General features: G+C 67.5%; 13 protein-coding genes. 5 read left to right on the top strand and 8 right to left on the bottom strand.

All coding sequences use genetic code 11. The features are described 5' to 3' along the window. Positions 1-6 precede the first annotated feature (6 nt). Positions 7-1,035 (top strand): ABC transporter substrate-binding protein, encoded by a 1,029-nt coding sequence (locus tag MJ122_RS08625; protein ID WP_088421541.1) that lies wholly within the window; start codon positions 7-9, stop codon positions 1,033-1,035. Between the two features lie 116 nt (positions 1,036-1,151). Here MJ122_RS08625 and MJ122_RS08620 read toward each other — a convergent pair whose 3' ends face one another. The 3 genes from MJ122_RS08620 to MJ122_RS08610 form a co-directional block, all read right to left on the bottom strand. Next, positions 1,152-1,778, bottom strand: coding sequence for a class I SAM-dependent methyltransferase (locus MJ122_RS08620; protein WP_239743759.1), 627 nt, complete (start codon positions 1,776-1,778; stop codon positions 1,152-1,154). A gap of 135 nt (positions 1,779-1,913) precedes the next feature. After that, positions 1,914-3,689, bottom strand: a complete 1,776-nt coding sequence (locus MJ122_RS08615) for an acyl-CoA dehydrogenase C-terminal domain-containing protein (RefSeq protein WP_239743756.1) — start codon at positions 3,687-3,689, stop codon at positions 1,914-1,916. 57 nt (positions 3,690-3,746) lie between these two features. Then, entirely contained in the window at positions 3,747-5,369 is a 1,623-nt protein-coding gene (locus MJ122_RS08610; protein ID WP_239743754.1) for an acyl-CoA synthetase, read from the bottom strand. A gap of 204 nt (positions 5,370-5,573) precedes the next feature. Between MJ122_RS08610 and MJ122_RS08605 the strand changes: the two genes are divergently transcribed. The 4 genes from MJ122_RS08605 (at position 5,574) to MJ122_RS08590 (ending at position 9,693) form a co-directional block, all read left to right on the top strand. Next, complete coding sequence (locus tag MJ122_RS08605) at positions 5,574-7,820, top strand: PAS domain S-box protein (protein ID WP_239743752.1); 2,247 nt, start codon at positions 5,574-5,576, stop codon at positions 7,818-7,820. Continuing rightward, the gene (locus tag MJ122_RS08600; RefSeq protein ID WP_239743749.1) at positions 7,817-8,464 is read left to right on the top strand and encodes a response regulator transcription factor; all 648 of its coding nucleotides are present in this window, start codon (positions 7,817-7,819) and stop codon (positions 8,462-8,464) included. The genes MJ122_RS08605 and MJ122_RS08600 overlap by 4 nt, the downstream gene beginning before the upstream one ends. 115 nt (positions 8,465-8,579) lie before the next feature. Beyond that, positions 8,580-9,299: a 2OG-Fe(II) oxygenase gene (locus MJ122_RS08595; RefSeq protein ID WP_239743748.1), complete on the top strand. Its 720-nt coding sequence runs from the start codon at positions 8,580-8,582 to the stop codon at positions 9,297-9,299. Between the two features lie 40 nt (positions 9,300-9,339). Continuing rightward, entirely contained in the window at positions 9,340-9,693 is a 354-nt protein-coding gene (locus MJ122_RS08590) for an SH3 domain-containing protein (RefSeq protein WP_088421548.1), read from the top strand. Between the two features lie 13 nt (positions 9,694-9,706). Here the strand turns inward: MJ122_RS08590 and MJ122_RS08585 are convergent, their stop codons facing one another. The 5 genes from MJ122_RS08585 to MJ122_RS08565 form a co-directional block, all read right to left on the bottom strand. Next, on the bottom strand, positions 9,707-11,167 hold the full coding sequence (locus tag MJ122_RS08585) for a mechanosensitive ion channel family protein (protein WP_088421549.1): 1,461 nt from the start codon (positions 11,165-11,167) through the stop codon (positions 9,707-9,709). 61 nt (positions 11,168-11,228) lie between these two features. Next, on the bottom strand, positions 11,229-11,846 hold the full coding sequence (locus MJ122_RS08580; RefSeq protein WP_088421550.1) for a histidine phosphatase family protein: 618 nt from the start codon (positions 11,844-11,846) through the stop codon (positions 11,229-11,231). Between the two features lie 122 nt (positions 11,847-11,968). Then, on the bottom strand, positions 11,969-12,943 hold the full coding sequence (locus MJ122_RS08575; RefSeq protein WP_239743746.1) for an HlyD family secretion protein: 975 nt from the start codon (positions 12,941-12,943) through the stop codon (positions 11,969-11,971). Beyond that, positions 12,944-13,150 (bottom strand): DUF1656 domain-containing protein, encoded by a 207-nt coding sequence (locus tag MJ122_RS08570; RefSeq protein ID WP_045207441.1) that lies wholly within the window; start codon positions 13,148-13,150, stop codon positions 12,944-12,946. Continuing rightward, on the bottom strand, positions 13,140-15,305 hold the full coding sequence (locus MJ122_RS08565; protein ID WP_239743744.1) for an FUSC family protein: 2,166 nt from the start codon (positions 15,303-15,305) through the stop codon (positions 13,140-13,142). Before MJ122_RS08565 ends, MJ122_RS08570 begins: the two co-directional genes overlap by 11 nt. Positions 15,306-15,318: the final 13 nt, after the last annotated feature.

Here is a 15,318-nt window from a genome sequence, read left to right as displayed (position 1 = left end):
GTGGAAATGAAGAACCCGATTCTGGGAGCCCTGCTCATGGGCGTGGCGTCCGGCGCCATGGCCGCGGACCTGACCGTGATCTCCTTCGGCGGCACCAGCAAGGATGTGCAGACCGAAGCCTTTTACAAGCCCTTCGAGAAGAAGGAAGGGATGAAGGTGATCGCCGGCGAGTACAACGGCGAAATGGGCAAGATCAAGGCCATGGTCGACACCGGCAGCGTCAACTGGGACGTCGTCCAGGTGGAAGGCCCGGAGCTGCTGCGCGGTTGCGAAGACGGCCTGTTCGAACAGCTCGACCCGTCCATCCTCGGCAAGGCCGAGGACTATGTGCCCGGCACCATTTCCGACTGCGGCGCCGGCCTGCTGGTCTGGTCGATGGCCATGGTCTATGACGGCAAGCGCTTCGCCAACGGCCCCACCGGCTGGACGGATTTCTGGGACACGAAGAAATTCCCCGGCAAGCGCTCCCTGCGCAAGGGCGCCAAGTACACCCTGGAAATTGCCCTGCTGGCCGACGGCGTGAAGAGGGAAGACCTTTACAAGGTACTGGCCACCCGGGAAGGCGTGGATCGCGCGTTCAGGAAACTCGACGAGATCAAACCGTCAATCCAGTGGTGGGAATCCGGCGCGCAGCCGATGCAGTTCATCGCCAGCGGCGACGTGGCCATGAGCACTGCCTACAACGGCCGCGCCTTCGCGGCACAGGAAGAAGGCGCACCGATGAAGGTCGTGTGGAATGGCAGCCTGTACGCCATCGATTCCTGGGCGATCCCCAAGGGCAGCCCGAACAAGAAGGCCGCCGAGGATTTCATCGCCTTCTCGCTGAAGCCCGAGCAGCAGAAAATCCACACGGTGAAGCTGGGCTACGGCTCAGTGAACCTGGGGACTACCCAACTGCTCGACCCCAAGCTCGTCGAGCGCCTGAACACCGCCCCGGCAAACCTCGAACAGGCCGTACCGGTGAACTTCGAGTTCTGGGTCGACCATGGCGAAGACCTGGAGCAGCGCTTCAACGCCTGGGCGGCAAAGGGCTGATCTGCTGTCTGGCGCGGGTAGCAATACCCGCGTGATCGAATCGCTGGTGCGGTTCGTCCCTGCGAGGAGTCGTGTTCCCCCGCAGGGGCGGGCCCCGCCTGCGATCCGCCGTCAGCTCAAATCTTGCGCCACACGCTCGCCAGCCAGGGCTGCTGCTCTCGCGGCAGGCCTTCCGGGCGGTAGTAGTGTTCCAGTTCGCGGAACCCCGCGTCTTCCAGCAAGCGAGTCCAGTTCTCCAGGTCGTGGTACGAACCATAGCGCCCAGCATTCCAGCCTTCCTGGTTTTCCCCGCGCGGGTTGGAGCTGAACAGCACGCCACCGGGTTTCAGCGCCGCATGCAGCTGGCGCAGGACCCTCGGCAGCTCGCTGCGCGGTACGTGGAACAGGCTGGCATTGGCGTAGAGGCCGTCGAAGCGCCCGGCGGGCAGGTCGAGGGCGAGGAAGTCCTGCTGCCAGACCTCGCAGCCGCTGGACTCGCGGGCCATGGCGACGAAGTCGGCGCAGCCGTCCAGGCCGACCGCCTCATGCCCCATTCCCTTCAGTGCGCACAGGTCGCGCCCCGGGCCACAACCGAAATCGAGCAGCACGAAAGGCGCCTCGCCCTGAATGTGCCGCAGCAGCGCGGCAATGTTCTGGGTGACGTCGTGGTCCCAGGTGCCCTCGCGGAAGGACTCGGCGCTGTCCTGATAGTGCTGCAGGGTGACACGGGAAATGTCGTGCAAAATCGGGTCTTCGGTACTCATGGCGCAGGCCGGTGGCAAGTGGATGCCCTCATTCTACGTGGGCCATCTGCATTCGCCGAGACGAAAAAAAGCGCGGCGCAACCCGTCAGGGCTGGCCGCGCAATCACGCTCAACAGAATGACGCGACGCAGGTCGTCAGAATTGCTCGGCGCGCAGCTCGAACAGACTGTCGCTGCCAGCGCGGATTGAACCGGCCAGGGACTGGATACGCGGCAGCAGGCGGGCAAAGTAGAAGCGCGCCGTGGTCAGCTTGCCGTCGTGGAAGCCGTCGCCCTTGCCCAGACTCGCCTGTGCCATGCGTGCCCAGAGGTAGGCATAGGCGGTGTAGCCGAACAGGTGCAGGTACTCCACCGAGGCGGCGCCGATCTCCTGTGGCGCTCTGGCGGCGCCTTCGCGCACCTGGCGGGTGACGGATTCGAGCAGGTCCAGCGCATCCAGCAACGGCGCGGTGAATTCGCCCAAGGCGGCGCCGTTGGCTGCGTCGGCGAAAGCGCGGATTTCCCCGGCGAACAGGGCGAGCGCCTGGCCGCCGTCGGCAATCACCTTGCGTCCCAGCAGGTCCAGTGCCTGGATGCCATTGGTACCCTCGTAGATCTGCGCGATGCGCACGTCGCGCACCAGCTGCTCCTGGCCCCATTCACGGATGAAGCCATGGCCACCGAACACCTGCTGGCCATGGATGCAGCTTTCCAGTCCGGTGTCGGTGAAGAAGGCCTTGGCGACCGGCGTCAGCAGCGCCACCAATGACTGGGCCGACTCGCGTTCGGCGGCGTCTTCGCCGTACTTGGCGACGTCCAGCTGTTGGCCGACGTAGGTGGAGAAGGCGCGGCCGCCTTCGGTCAGCGCTTTCATGGTCAGCAGCATGCGACGCACGTCGGGATGCACGATGATCGGGTCGGCAGCCTTGTCCTTTGCCACCGGGCCGTTGGCGGCGCGGCTCTGCAGGCGTTCACGGGCATAGGCGACGGCGCTCTGGTAGGACATCTCGGCGCAGCCGATGCCCTGGATGCCGATGGACAGGCGCTCGTAGTTCATCATGGTGAACATCGCCGCCAGCCCCTTGTTCAGCTCGCCGACCAGCCAACCGGTGGCGCCATCGAAGTTCATCACGCAGGTGGCCGAGGCCTTGATGCCCATCTTGTGCTCGACCGAACCGCAGGAGACCGCGTTGCGCGCGCCCAACGAGCCATCGGCCTGCACCAGGAACTTGGGCACCAGGAACAGCGAGATGCCCCGCGAGCCCGCCGGTGCGTCGGGCAGCTTGGCCAGCACCAGGTGGATGATGTTGTCGGTGAGGTCCTGCTCACCGCCGGTGATGAAGATCTTGGTGCCGGTGACGCGGTAGCTGCCATCGGCCTGCGGTTCGGCGCGGGTGCGGATCAGCCCCAGGTCGGTGCCCGCATGGGGCTCGGTCAGGCACATGGAGCCGGCCCATTCGCCTGCATACATCTTCGGCAGGTAGGTCGTCTTGAGCGCCTCCTCGGCGTGGGCGTCCAGCGCCAGGCAGGCGCCGGCAGAGAGGGTGGAGTAGAGGCTGAAGCTGGCGTTGGCGCCGTACATCATTTCCTCGAACTGCACCGAGAGCATCTTCGGCATGCCCATGCCGCCATATTCGGGATTGCCCGCCAACCCGACCCAGCCGCCCTCGGCGTAGGTCGCGTAGGCTTCGCGGAAGCCGACGGGCGTGCGCACGTCGCCGTCGGCGAAGTGCACGCCTTCCTCGTCGCCGCTGCGGTTGAGCGGGGCGAGCAGGCCGCCGGTGATCTTCGCCGCCTCCTCGAGGATCGCATCGGCGGTATCGGCGTCGATGCGCTCGGCCAGCGCCGGCAGGCGCGCCCAGAGGGCAGGGGCGTCGAACACGTCGTTGAGCAGGAAGCGCATGTCGCGCAGGGGAGCGTTGTAGTCAGGCATGGCGAACTCCGGCGCTCCCCGCTGCGGGGAGCGCACGATGGCTGGCGGAGGATGGGATCAGAGGGCGTTGGCCCAGTCGCGCAGGACGAACTTCTGGATCTTCCCGGTGGAAGTCTTGGGCAGGTCGGTGAATACCACGGTGCGCGGCACCTTGAAGCCGGCCAGGTGCTCGCGGCAGAAGGTCATGATGTCCTGCGGCTCGACCGCCGCGTGCTCGGCCTTGAGGGTGATGAAGGCGCAGGGCGTTTCGCCCCAGCGCTCGTCGGCGCGGGCCACCACGGCGGCCTCCAGCACGGCCGGGTGGCGATAGAGCACGCCCTCGACCTCGATGGTGGAGATGTTCTCGCCGCCGGAAATGATGATGTCCTTGAGGCGATCGCGGATCTCCACGTAGCCGTCGGGGTGCCAGACCGCCAGGTCGCCGGTGTGGAACCAGCCGCCGGCGAAGGATTCCTCGGTGGCGGTGGGGTTCTTCAGGTAGCCTTTCATCACGGTGTTGCCGCGCATGAAGATCTCGCCGATGGTCAGGCCGTCGCGCGGCACCGGCTCCAGGGTCTTCGGGTCGGCGACCATCACACCTTCCAGGGTCGGGTAGCGCACGCCCTGGCGGGACTTGATGCGGGCGCGTTCGTCCAGCGACAGCTCGTCCCATTCCTCGTGCCAGGCACAGACGGTCACCGGGCCGTAGACCTCGGTCAGGCCATAGACGTGGGTAACCTTGATGCCCATTTCCTCCACTGCGCCGATCACCTTGGCCGGCGGAGCCGCGCCGGCGACCATGGCGTGCACCGGGTGGTCGATGGCGGCCTTGGCCGACTCGGGCATGTTGATCAGCGCGTTGAGCACGATGGGGGCGCCGCACAGATGGGTGACCTGGTGCTCGCGGACCAGGGTCAGGATCTTCTGCGGGTCGACCCGGCGCAGGCACACGTGGGTGCCGGCCAGCGCGGTAACGGTCCAGGGATAGCACCAGCCGTTGCAGTGGAACATCGGCAGGGTCCAGAGGTAGACCGGGTGCTGGCCCATGGACCAGGTCATCTGGTTGCCCAGGGCGTTCAGGTAGGCGCCGCGGTGATGGTAGACCACGCCCTTGGGATTACCGGTGGTGCCGGAGGTGTAGTTGAGGGAGATGGCGTCCCATTCGTCCTGCGGCCACTGCCAGGCAAACTCGGGGTCGCCCTCGGCGAGCAGCGCCTCATAGTCCAGCGGGCTGACCGCATAACCTTCGCCGTACTCGGGGTCGTCCACATCCACCACCAGCGGCGGGTGGTCGAGCATGCCCAGGGCGGCGTGGATCACGTCGTGGAATTCGCGGTCGGTGATCAGGACCTTGGCTTCGCCATGCTGCAGCATGAAGGCGATGGCCTCGGCGTCCAGGCGCACGTTGAGGGTATTGAGCACCGCGCCGATCATCGGCACGCCGAAATGCGCCTCGATCATCTGCGGGGTGTTGGGCAGCATCACCGCCACCGTGTCGCCACGGCCGATGCCGCGGGCGGCGAGGGCGGAGGCCAGGCGGCGGCAGCGCTGGTAGGTTTCCTTCCAGGTGCGGCGCAGGCTGCCGTGGATGATGGCGGTACGCTCGGGGTAAACGTGGGCGGTGCGTTCGATGAAGCTCAGCGGCGACAGCGCGATGTGGTTGACGGCCGCGCGCGGCAGGCCCTGTTCGAAGATCGACATGTGGACACCCTGTGGCTGATTGTTAGCTCATTGTTCTGTTGTGACCCGTGGAGCGCTTGGCAGCAGGCGGGTCGTGACCGGTGCGGCAGGCTGTCGCCCGGTCATTGCGGCGTTTTATAGCAATGTCGAATTGGATATGGAAGTTAAACCTAAGGTGTATGGTATAACTACTATATTCAATTGAAGTGCCTTCGAGCCTTTTCCATGTCCGAGTTGAATACCCTGGTGCGCCTGGTCCGCGAACAGGCGCCCGTCGCCGTGCAGGCGGATGCCCTGCAACGGCTCTGTCTCGAGCGCGAGGGCGTGTCCCGTGCGCTGTACGTCGAATGGCAACCGCGCAGCCAGAGCTTCGAAGCCCTGGCCGGTGTCTCGCGCCTGCCGCCAGGCACGGGTGACCCGTTGCAGGCCAACGACCTGGCGCTGCTCGGGGCGCTGGGCAAGCGTGCCGGCTTGCCGCTGGGCGAACTGCTCGACGTGCCGTGCTGGCTCAGCGGCCGCCTGCGCCGCGCCGGCTGGAGCCAGGGGGTGGCGCTGGTCCTGCCGTTGCGTTCCGAGGCGCCGGGGTTGCTGCTGGTGGAAAGTACCGGTGCGAACGCCGAGGATTGGCTCGGCTGGATCGGTGAACTGCTCCGGGAAGTGCTTGCCCTGGCGCATCAGGCGCGGCGCACGGCGCCGCTGCTCAGTGCCGATCCCCAGCCGGCGCTGGTGCTGGACGAGGCGGACGTGCTGGTTGACTGCAACCAGGCCCTGCGCCAGTTGCTTGCGGACTTCCCCGGCAGCGAGCCGCGTGACCTGCTGCCCAGCAACCACGCGCAACTGCTGCGCACCTGCCTGGAACAGGGGCGGGCGGTGCACGAGGTGACCGGTGAATGCGAAGGTCGGCAGTTCCTCTGGACCTTCGTGCCGATGCCCGGCGAGCGGCAGGTGCTGATTCACGGCCGCGAGGTCACCGCATCGCTGCGGGAACAGCGTGAGGCGGCGAGAGCCAGCCGGCTGTACCGGCAGATCATCGAGAACACCACTGACCTGATTTCCCGGAGGACCCTCGACGGCCGCCTGCTCGACGTCTCGCCGGCCTCCTGGACGCTGCTCGGCTACTGGCCGGAGGAGCTGCGCGGCAAGGAGTTGCTGCCGCTGCTGCACGAACAGGACCGCCAGCGGGTCGCCGAGCGCACGCGTGACGCGCTGGTGCAGGACGGCTACGTGACCCTGACCTACCGCCTGCGCCACCGCGACGGCCATTACCTGTGGTTCGAGACCGCCAGCCGCGCCATTCGCGAGACCTATACCGGCCATGTGATGGAAGTGGTCAGCGTGTCCCGCGACATCACCGCGCGGGTGCAGGCCGAGGAAGGCTTGCGGCGCCTGGCCGAAGTGGTCGAGGCCAATACCGACCTGGTGCTGTTCGTCGATCCGGGCGGTCGCGTCACCTACCTCAACCCCTCGGCGCGCCGGGCTCTGGGGCTGGACGGCGGGGAGCTGCCCGCGTCCGTTGCGCAGGTGCTGGACGATGGTCTGCTGGTCCCGTTGGAACGAGAAGGCTGGGAAAGCGCTCGGCGCAGCGGCGTCTGGAGCGCCGAAGGCCGCCTGCGCGGACGCGATGGCGCGCCGTTGTCGCTGGTCCTGCTGGCGCACAACGCGGCGGGCGGCGGGTGCTACTACTCGCTGGTGGCCCGTGACATGACCGAACGCGAACTGCGCGAGAACCAGCAGCGCCGGCATCAGGACGAGCTGGCGCATACCGCGCGCCTGGTGACCCTGGGCGAACTGGCTTCGGGTATTGCCCACGAGATGAACCAGCCGCTGGCCGCGGTGATGAACTACGCCAGCGCCAGCCAGCGCTACCTGAAATCCCTCGACAGCCAGCCGGAAGCCGCACAGCGTGTGGCCCAGGGGCTGGCGCAGATCGTCGAACACACCGCCCACGCCTCCGAAGTGATCCGCCGCCTGCGGGCCTTCCTGCGCAAGGGGCAGCGGCGCATGCAGGCGCTGGACCTGAACCAGGTGGCGCGGGCTGCGCTGGGCCTGTGCGCCTGGGAAGCGGCCAGCGCGAAGGTGGCCATCGGCGAGGCGTTCACCGACAATCTGGCGCCCGTCTACGCCGACCGCGTGTTGCTGGAACAGGTGTTCCTCAACCTGTTGCGCAACGCCGTCGAGGCCAACCGCGAGCGCCATGCCGGCGAGCCCTCGAATGTGCGCATCGGCAGCTGCCGCGACAGTGGCGGACAGCTCTGCGTCTGGGTCGAAGACGAAGGGCCGGGAGCCAGCCTGGCGGCGCTGGAGCAGATGTTCACGCCGTTCTTCACCAGCAAGCCCGAAGGCCTGGGGTTGGGGCTGTCCATGAGTCGCGGCATCGTCGAAGGCTTTGGCGGCACGCTGGAGGCTGTGGCGGCGCCCACCGGCGGCCTGCGCCTGGAGTGCCGGCTGCCCGCAGGGAAAACCGAACAATGACGGAGACAGTGATGGAAACGGCGGTGGTGTATGTGGTGGACGACGACCAGCGGATGCTCGACTCGACGGTCTGGCTGCTGGAGTCGGTCGGCCTGAAGGTGCGGCCATTCACCAGCGGCCGGGAGTTCCTCGATGCCTGCCCGAACGATGCCCACGCCTGCGTGCTGCTCGACGTGCGCATGCCCGGTCTCGGCGGCCTGGCGGTACAGCAAGAAATGCGCCGGCGCGGCCTGGAACTGCCGGTGATCTTCGTCAGCGGCCACGCCGACGTACCCATCGTCATCCGCGCCTTCAAGGCCGGCGCGGCGGATTTCATCGAGAAGCCCTACAACGAGCAACTGCTGCTGGACAGCGTGCAGCAGGCGCTCAGTTCACGCGAACGCCAGCAGGCGTCGCGCTCGGGCCTGGGGGAGCTGGAGGCGCGCCTGGCGGCCCTGACGCCTCGCGAGCGTGACGTGTTCCTGCCGCTGGTGCGCGGCTACACCAGCCGCGAAGTGGCCGAGCAACTGGACATCAGCGTCAAGACCGTGGACCTCTACCGTGCACGGGTGATGAAGCGCATGCAGGCCGGGACCCTGCCTGATCTGGTGGGCATGGCGATTGCAGCCGGGCTGGTCGATCCGCTGCAGTTGCGCCCGGAGTAACGGGTTTACCGGGGGCGTGGTCCGCTCCTGCCGGGCAGGTTTGAAAGTCGGCCCTGGGGCGCGGTGGATCAAGGGGCGGTCCTAGACTGAGGCGTTGTCTCTACGGACCGCTGCCATGACTTCCACACGAAGCCTCGCCGACCTGATCTCCACCCTGGATTGGCCTGCACTGGCCAGGCAGCTCGACGCCGACGGCCACGCCGTGATCCCCGGCCTGCTGGACAGGGCGCAGTGCGAGGCGTTCCGGGCGCTCTACGACCAGGACGGGCCATTTCGCAGCCGCGTGGTGATGGCCCGGCACAATTTCGGCCTGGGCGAGTACCGCTATTTCGCCTATCCCTTGCCGGCGTCGCTGCAGGAGCTTCGCGAAGCCTTCTATCCGCCGTTGCGCGTCATCGCCAACACCTGGCAGGAGCGCATGGGCACAGGCATTGAATACCCACCGGACCACGCCACCTTCCTCGACCAATGCCACGCCGCCGGCCAGCGCCGGCCGACGCCCTTGCTGCTGCGCTACCGCGCCGGGGACTACAACTGCCTGCACCAGGACCTCTACGGGGAGCTGGCTTTCCCGCTGCAAGTGGCGATCCTGCTGTCGCGGCCCGGGGAGGAGTTCACCGGCGGCGAATTCGTCCTCACCGAGCAGCGCCCGCGCATGCAGTCGCGGGCGGCCGTGGTGCCGTTGCAGCAGGGTACTGCCGTGGTGTTCACCGTGGCTCAGCGCCCGGTGCGCGGGGTACGAGGTTACCATCGGGTCAACCTTCGCCATGGCGTCAGCCGACTGCATACCGGTGAGCGCTTCACCCTCGGGCTGATCTTCCACGATGCGCTGTGAGGAGTAGCATGGATCGGTCCAGGGGAACCGGGAGACCGACATGCACTACGAAGTGATTCAACGCCACCGCAGCGAATACCCCGCGCCCATCACCTTCGCCAAGGGCGCGCCGCTGTTCGTCGGCGAGCGCTACGAAGGCGCCGGGGGCTGGGAGGACTGGTACTTCTGCTCGACGCCCGGCCAGCGCGAGGGCTGGGTGCCGGCGCAGGTGTTCAACATGACCGCGCCGGGCGCCGGGGTGGCGATGGAGGATTACACCGCCCGCGAGCTCGACGTGGAGGTCGGCGAACACCTGGAGGGTGGCCGCGAGCTGGGTGGCTGGCTGTGGTGCGTGCGCGCCGGCGGCGAGGCCGGCTGGGTGCCGCTGGATTGCCTGCAGGAAATCGGCGCCTGAACCCGCAAGGGGCTCAGGCCTTGTAGCGGCGCCCGGCGTGCTGCTTGAGCCACGCCATCAGCCCGCGCTGCTGCACCACCGTAGGCTGCTCCACCAACAGCGCGGCGCTGGCCTTCTGGCGGAAGTCGAGCAGACGGCCCATGGCCTCGGCGATTTCCTGGCGGGCTTCCATGCAGGGCGCCAGGGTCTGTTTGTCGATGTAGTAGGCGGCGCCGTCGCTGATGGCGGTGAACTGCGCCTGCCAGGCGGTGCCGGTCAGCACGCCGGCCTCGCCGAAGACTTCTCCCGGGCCCATGCGGCCAGCTTCGATGGTCTGGCTGTCGTGGGGCAGGGTAACGCTGACCACGCCGGAGTCGATGATCAGCAGTCGGTCGCTGACATCCCCCGGTGCCAACAGCACCTCGCCGCGCTTGAAGGGCCGACGCTGCATGCGGTTCGCCAGTTCGTCACGCTCCTCGTCACGCAAGGCATCGAACAGCCCCGAACGCACCAGTAGTGCCCGTGCCCTCGAGGCGCTCTCGCGCATCGGCGCATCGGCCTCGGCCAGCAGGTTGATGCCGGCGGCTTGCAGGTGGCGGTAGGCAAGGTCGAACAGCTGGTTGCGCACCTCGCGCTTCTCGCCCATGGCAGCGACGAAGCCGCTCATTTCGTATTCCACCCCATCGGGCGCGGACTTGCGCACGCTGACCGCTGGCGCCGGGGAGGCCAGCAGCGCGCGGCAGCCACCCAGGGCGTCTTCGAGGGCGCCGATCACCTTGCGTGGGCGAATGTGCGGGCTGACCGTCAGGCTGACGCTGACGCCATAGAGGTTCGCCGGACGGCTCAGGTTGAGCACCTTGGCCTTGGCGGCGAGGGAATTGGGCACCACGGCCAGCGTGCCCTGGGAGGTCTGCAGGTAGGTGGAGCGCCAATCGATCTCGGTGACCTTGCCTTCGATGCCGTCGATGGAGATCCAGTCGTCCAGTTGATAGGGCTTGGTGGTGTTCAGCACGATGCCGGAGAACACGTCGCTCAGCGTGCTCTGCAGCGCCAGGCCGAGGACGATGGCGACCACCCCGGAAGTGGCCAGCAGGCCCTTCACCGGCAGCTCCAGGACGTAGCCGGCGGCGGCGATGATGGCGACCAGGAAGATCAGTGCGCCGACCACGTCCTGCAGCAGCCGCCCGCCATGGCCGATGCGCTGCACCAGCAGGAAGCCCAGCACCACCGTCAGGCAGCGTGCGGAGAACAGCCACCAGAAGATCTGCACGGCGGTGGCGACCATGTGGCTGGGCAGGTCTTCCGGCCAGGGCGCGGCGCGCAGCGGATTCATCCCGGCATTGAACAGCAGCAGGCTGAACAGCAAGAAACACAGGATGCGCGTGGCCAGCCGCCAGTGCGGATGGGCCGGGCCGACCAGCCGCCAGAGCAGCAGGTCGATCAGCAGCAGGATGGGGGCGGCGAACAATGGGTGGGAAGTGAGCAGGGCGGGCATCGAGCCTCTCCTTGGAACGATCCCAAGAAGATGGCACAGATTGGGCGTTCTGGCAGCGGCTTCAGCTCGGGTTGCTCGGGCTCAGCAGCTTCAACCATTCATCGGTCTCGACCTCACCGGCGATGCGCAGCTTCGGATCGCTGTCGTCGAACAGCACCAGGGCGCTGCCGTATTCGGGGGTGTCGGTGTCGCGTACCTTGAGGTTTTCGCGCAGAAGATCGAAGCACTCGCTGTGGGTGACCAGCACCAGGTTGCGGTGCGCGGCCTTGTGTTCGCGAATCTGCGCGGCGAGGTCGCCGCCCTTGCAGGTCAGCAGCCAGTCCTGGCGCGCCACACTGCGGTCGAACATCAGGTCGGCGGTCTGCATGGTGCGGTTGGCCGGGCTGCTGTAGATGTCGGTGGCCGCCAGCCCAAGACGCGTGATGCTTTCACCCATGCTTTGTGCCAGGGCGGCGGCGCGGGCGGTGATGCCGTCGGCGGCGCCCAGGCATTCGGCGCTCGAACGGTCGCAGCGCTCGAGGTGGCGGACCAGCAGGACGACCCCGCCGCGGGCCCAGTTCTGCGCGAACAAACTGCTGCTCGGCACGTCTTCCAGCGGCGTGGGCAGCGAGCGCCAAGCCACCAGGGCGAGGGCGGTGCAGGTCAGCAGGGAAACGGCCAGAAGGCGAAGGCGGGGCAAGGGGCATCCTCGTGCGCGGGCGTCCGCGCGGGATGCGGGAAGCTGGGTGCATGCTGCACCTCGCGGGTGACAATCACGCGATGGGTTGATGACCAGGCGGCGATGAAAGTTCCGTAACCGGCCTACCGGACATCGGCGGAATTGTTGCCCGGAAGAACGCTGACGGTGGCGGTGGTGCCGGCGCGTAGTCGGTCGCGGCCCTCGTAGGCCGGATCGATGGCGATGCGCACGGGGATGCGCTGGGCGAGTTTCACCCAGGTGTAGCTCGGGTTGATGTTGGCCAGCAGCCGCGCGCCGGGGGCGTTTTCGCGGTCGGTAATGGCAAAGGCGATGCTTTCGACGCGGCCATCGAAGCGCTCGCCGCTCATCAGCTGCACCTCCACCGCATCACCTTCGCGGATGCGCGGCAACTTGGTTTCCTCGAAATAGCCGCCGACGTAGAAGGAGTCGCTGTCCACCAGCGCTACCAGCGAGTGCCCGGCGGTGGCGTAGTCGCCGGCGCGGGTCAGCAGGTTGGTCACATAGCCGTTCACCGGCGCCACCACCTGGGTACGCTCCAGGTCCAGGCGCGCCTGCTTCTGCGCCGCTTCGGCGAGGGCGACGTTGGCTTGCGCCAACGCCAGATTGGCTTGCTCGCGCAACAGCTGCGCCTCGGCCACGGTGACGTCGGTATGCGCCTTTTCCCATTCCTCGTTGGAGATCGCCGAGCGCGCCTTCAACGCCTTGCGGCGGACCTCTTCGCTCTGCCGCTGGTGCAGCAGTGCCTGGTTGGCGGCAATTGCCGCCTGGGACTGGCCGAGTGCGGCGCGGGCGACCTCCACCGCGCGGTCGGCATGCAGCACCGCCAGTTCATAGCGCGCCGGGTCGATGCTCAGCAGCAGCTCGCCCTTGCTGACGTGCTGGTTGTCCTTCACCCGCAGTTCGACGATGCGCCCGGTGACATCCGCCGACAGTGTCACGACGTCGGCACGCACCCGCGCATCGCGGGTCCAGGGGGCGCGGGTGTAATAGGTCCAGGCGAAGTAGCCGAGGATCAGGGCGAGTCCCACCACGGCCAGGGTGATCAGTGGCGGCAGGGCTTTGCGCAGGCTGGGCATTCAGTGCAGGGCTCCCATGAGCAGGATCAGGCCCGCGCAGATGCAGGCATAGAGCGCGCCTTCGAACAGCGCCTCGTGCCAGACCAGACGCAGTACGCCAAGGCGGCGCAAGGACCAGTCCAGCAGCAGGAAGATCGGCAGGGCCAGCAGCAGCGCCTGGGCCAATGGCGGCAGGTAGACCCCGCCCAGTTCGATATCAACGGGCATGCAGCGCGGCTTCCCCGTGGTCGTCGTGCAAGGTGGCGGATTCGCCGTAGAGGTCGCGGAAACGCTCCAGCAGGTCGGCAGCCACCAGCAACGCCACGCCACTGACGAACACCGGGCGCATGGCATCGCCGCTGGGGTAGTTGCCGTGGCCTTGCAGCTCGTCCAGCTCGTTGCCCAGTTCGCGCATGGCCGGCAGCACCCGGTGCAGCGGCGCAGCGGGTGGCTGGTCGAGGCAGGCGGCGAGTTCATCGAGCAGCAGCGACAGGCGCGCGCGCAGGGCCTGCGGCAGGCCATTGGCGTTCAGGCTCTCGCGGCGCAGCTGGTGCAGCACCACGCCCAGGGTCATGCTCGCCAGGCTGCACTGGAAGCGCTCGCCGGACTGGCTGTCGCGCGCCGCCGGCAACAACCCGAGCATGATCGCCAGGCGATCCACCATGCGACTCTCGAACAGGAAGCGGCGCGCCTCGCTGGGCTTGGACAGCAGCACCGAACGCACCTCGGCGCGGGTCCGGCGCGATTGGCGGCGCAGGCGCGCATCGGCATCGAAGGGAAACACCCAGGCGTACACCAGCAAGGCCAGGACTCCGGCACTGACATATCCGCCGGCGAACTCGAACCATTGCAGCGAGGTGTTGATCCACGCGCCCTGGTTCTGCGGGCCCACCAGCAGGAAGGTGGACAGTCCCAGGCCAATGCCGATCCCGGCGGTCTGCGGGTTGGCCAGGCCCACGGCGATCACGTACAGCAGTGGCGTGAGGAACAGCGCGAGCATCTCGAAGTCGCCGACGCTGGGCAGCAGCAGAAACTGCAGCAGCGCCGACGCCACCAGCGCCATGGCCAGCCCGCGCATGTAGGCCAGGCTCGCCAGCAGCGGGCGCGGGAAGGTGGCCAGCAGCGAGCAGAGGATGCCGATCAGGATCATCCCGGCGCGGGCGCCGTCCCAGGCGGTCTCGATCCAGATCCAGCCGGCGCAGCACAGGGCGACGAAGGCGCGGGTGGCATTCATCGCGGCGAGGTGGAAGTCCAGGTGCAGGGCGTGGGCCTGGCTCTGCGGATAGGAGCTGCTGCCGGGACGGCCTTCCTGGATCGCCTCGCTCAGCTCGATCATCTCGTCCAGTTGCTGCATCAGCCGCGCCTGCTCGAAGCGCAGCGCCCAGGCCAGTGAGCGCAAGGATGTGGGCAGGCCGTCAGCCAGTTCCTCGGCCTGCCGCGCGGCGGCGTCGAAGCGCTGGCGCAACTGGGTGATGCGCTTGCGGGTGGGGGCGGGAAGGTCGCGGCCGAACTCGGCCAGCTCGGCCAGGCAGGCCAGCTCGTCCTCGCGCAGACGGCGCACGGACTCGGGCAGCGGCCCGCTCAGGCGCGCCTCGATCAACTTGCGCTGGCGCCGCAGGATGGCCAGCCGCGAAGTCATCAGGACCAGTTGATTGGCCAGTTGCTGCACCAGTTCGTCGGCGCCGCGCAGGCGCGGGGCGTCGAAATAGAGATGGCGGCGCAGCATCTCCAGGGCGGAAATCTCGCCGAGCAGTTGTTGCTGGCGCTGGCGGAAGTCCTCTTCCCGTTCTTCGCCGCGGATCACCGCGGCGGCGTGCACGGCGATCAGGCGGATCAACTGGTCGACCTTGGCAAAGTAGCCGCGCGCCACGCTCTGCGGACGGGCGAAGAACAGGCTGACGAGGGTCACGCAGGCCACGCCCAGCAAGGTTTCGGTAACGCGGGTGATGGCCAGGGTGTAGGTGGATTCGGGCGCCGGCTGGGCCAGCAACGCGACTATCACGGCGGTGAAGCCGCTGAGGACGAAGGCGTGGGAATAGGTGAAGCGCATCAGGGTGCCGCCGGCGGTGCAGATCGCCAGCCACAGCGCCAGGGTCACGATGAAGGGCAGCGGCGCCTGGGGGAACAGCGCCATGATGGCCACGGCGACCATGGCGCCAATGGCGGTGCCGATCACCTGGCCGAAGCTCTTCTGCAGGGTCATGCCGGCCAGCGGGGTGCTGATGATCACCACCGTCATGGTCGCCCACTTGGGCTGGTCGAGATCGAGCAGGAATGCCAGGTACAGCGTCAGCAGCCCCGCAAGCACGGTGCGCAGGGCGAACAGCAGGGTGTCGCGGCCAGGATGGATGATGGCGCGCAGGTACAGCAGCATGGGTGACATGCCAGGCCCTCGA

It is taken from the genome of Pseudomonas sp. DP-17, assembly GCF_022380625.1.
Lineage (GTDB): Bacteria > Pseudomonadota > Gammaproteobacteria > Pseudomonadales > Pseudomonadaceae > Pseudomonas > Pseudomonas nitroreducens_A.
Note: the sequence above shows the minus strand (reverse complement) of the source record. Positions and strands in the feature narration are given on the sequence as shown.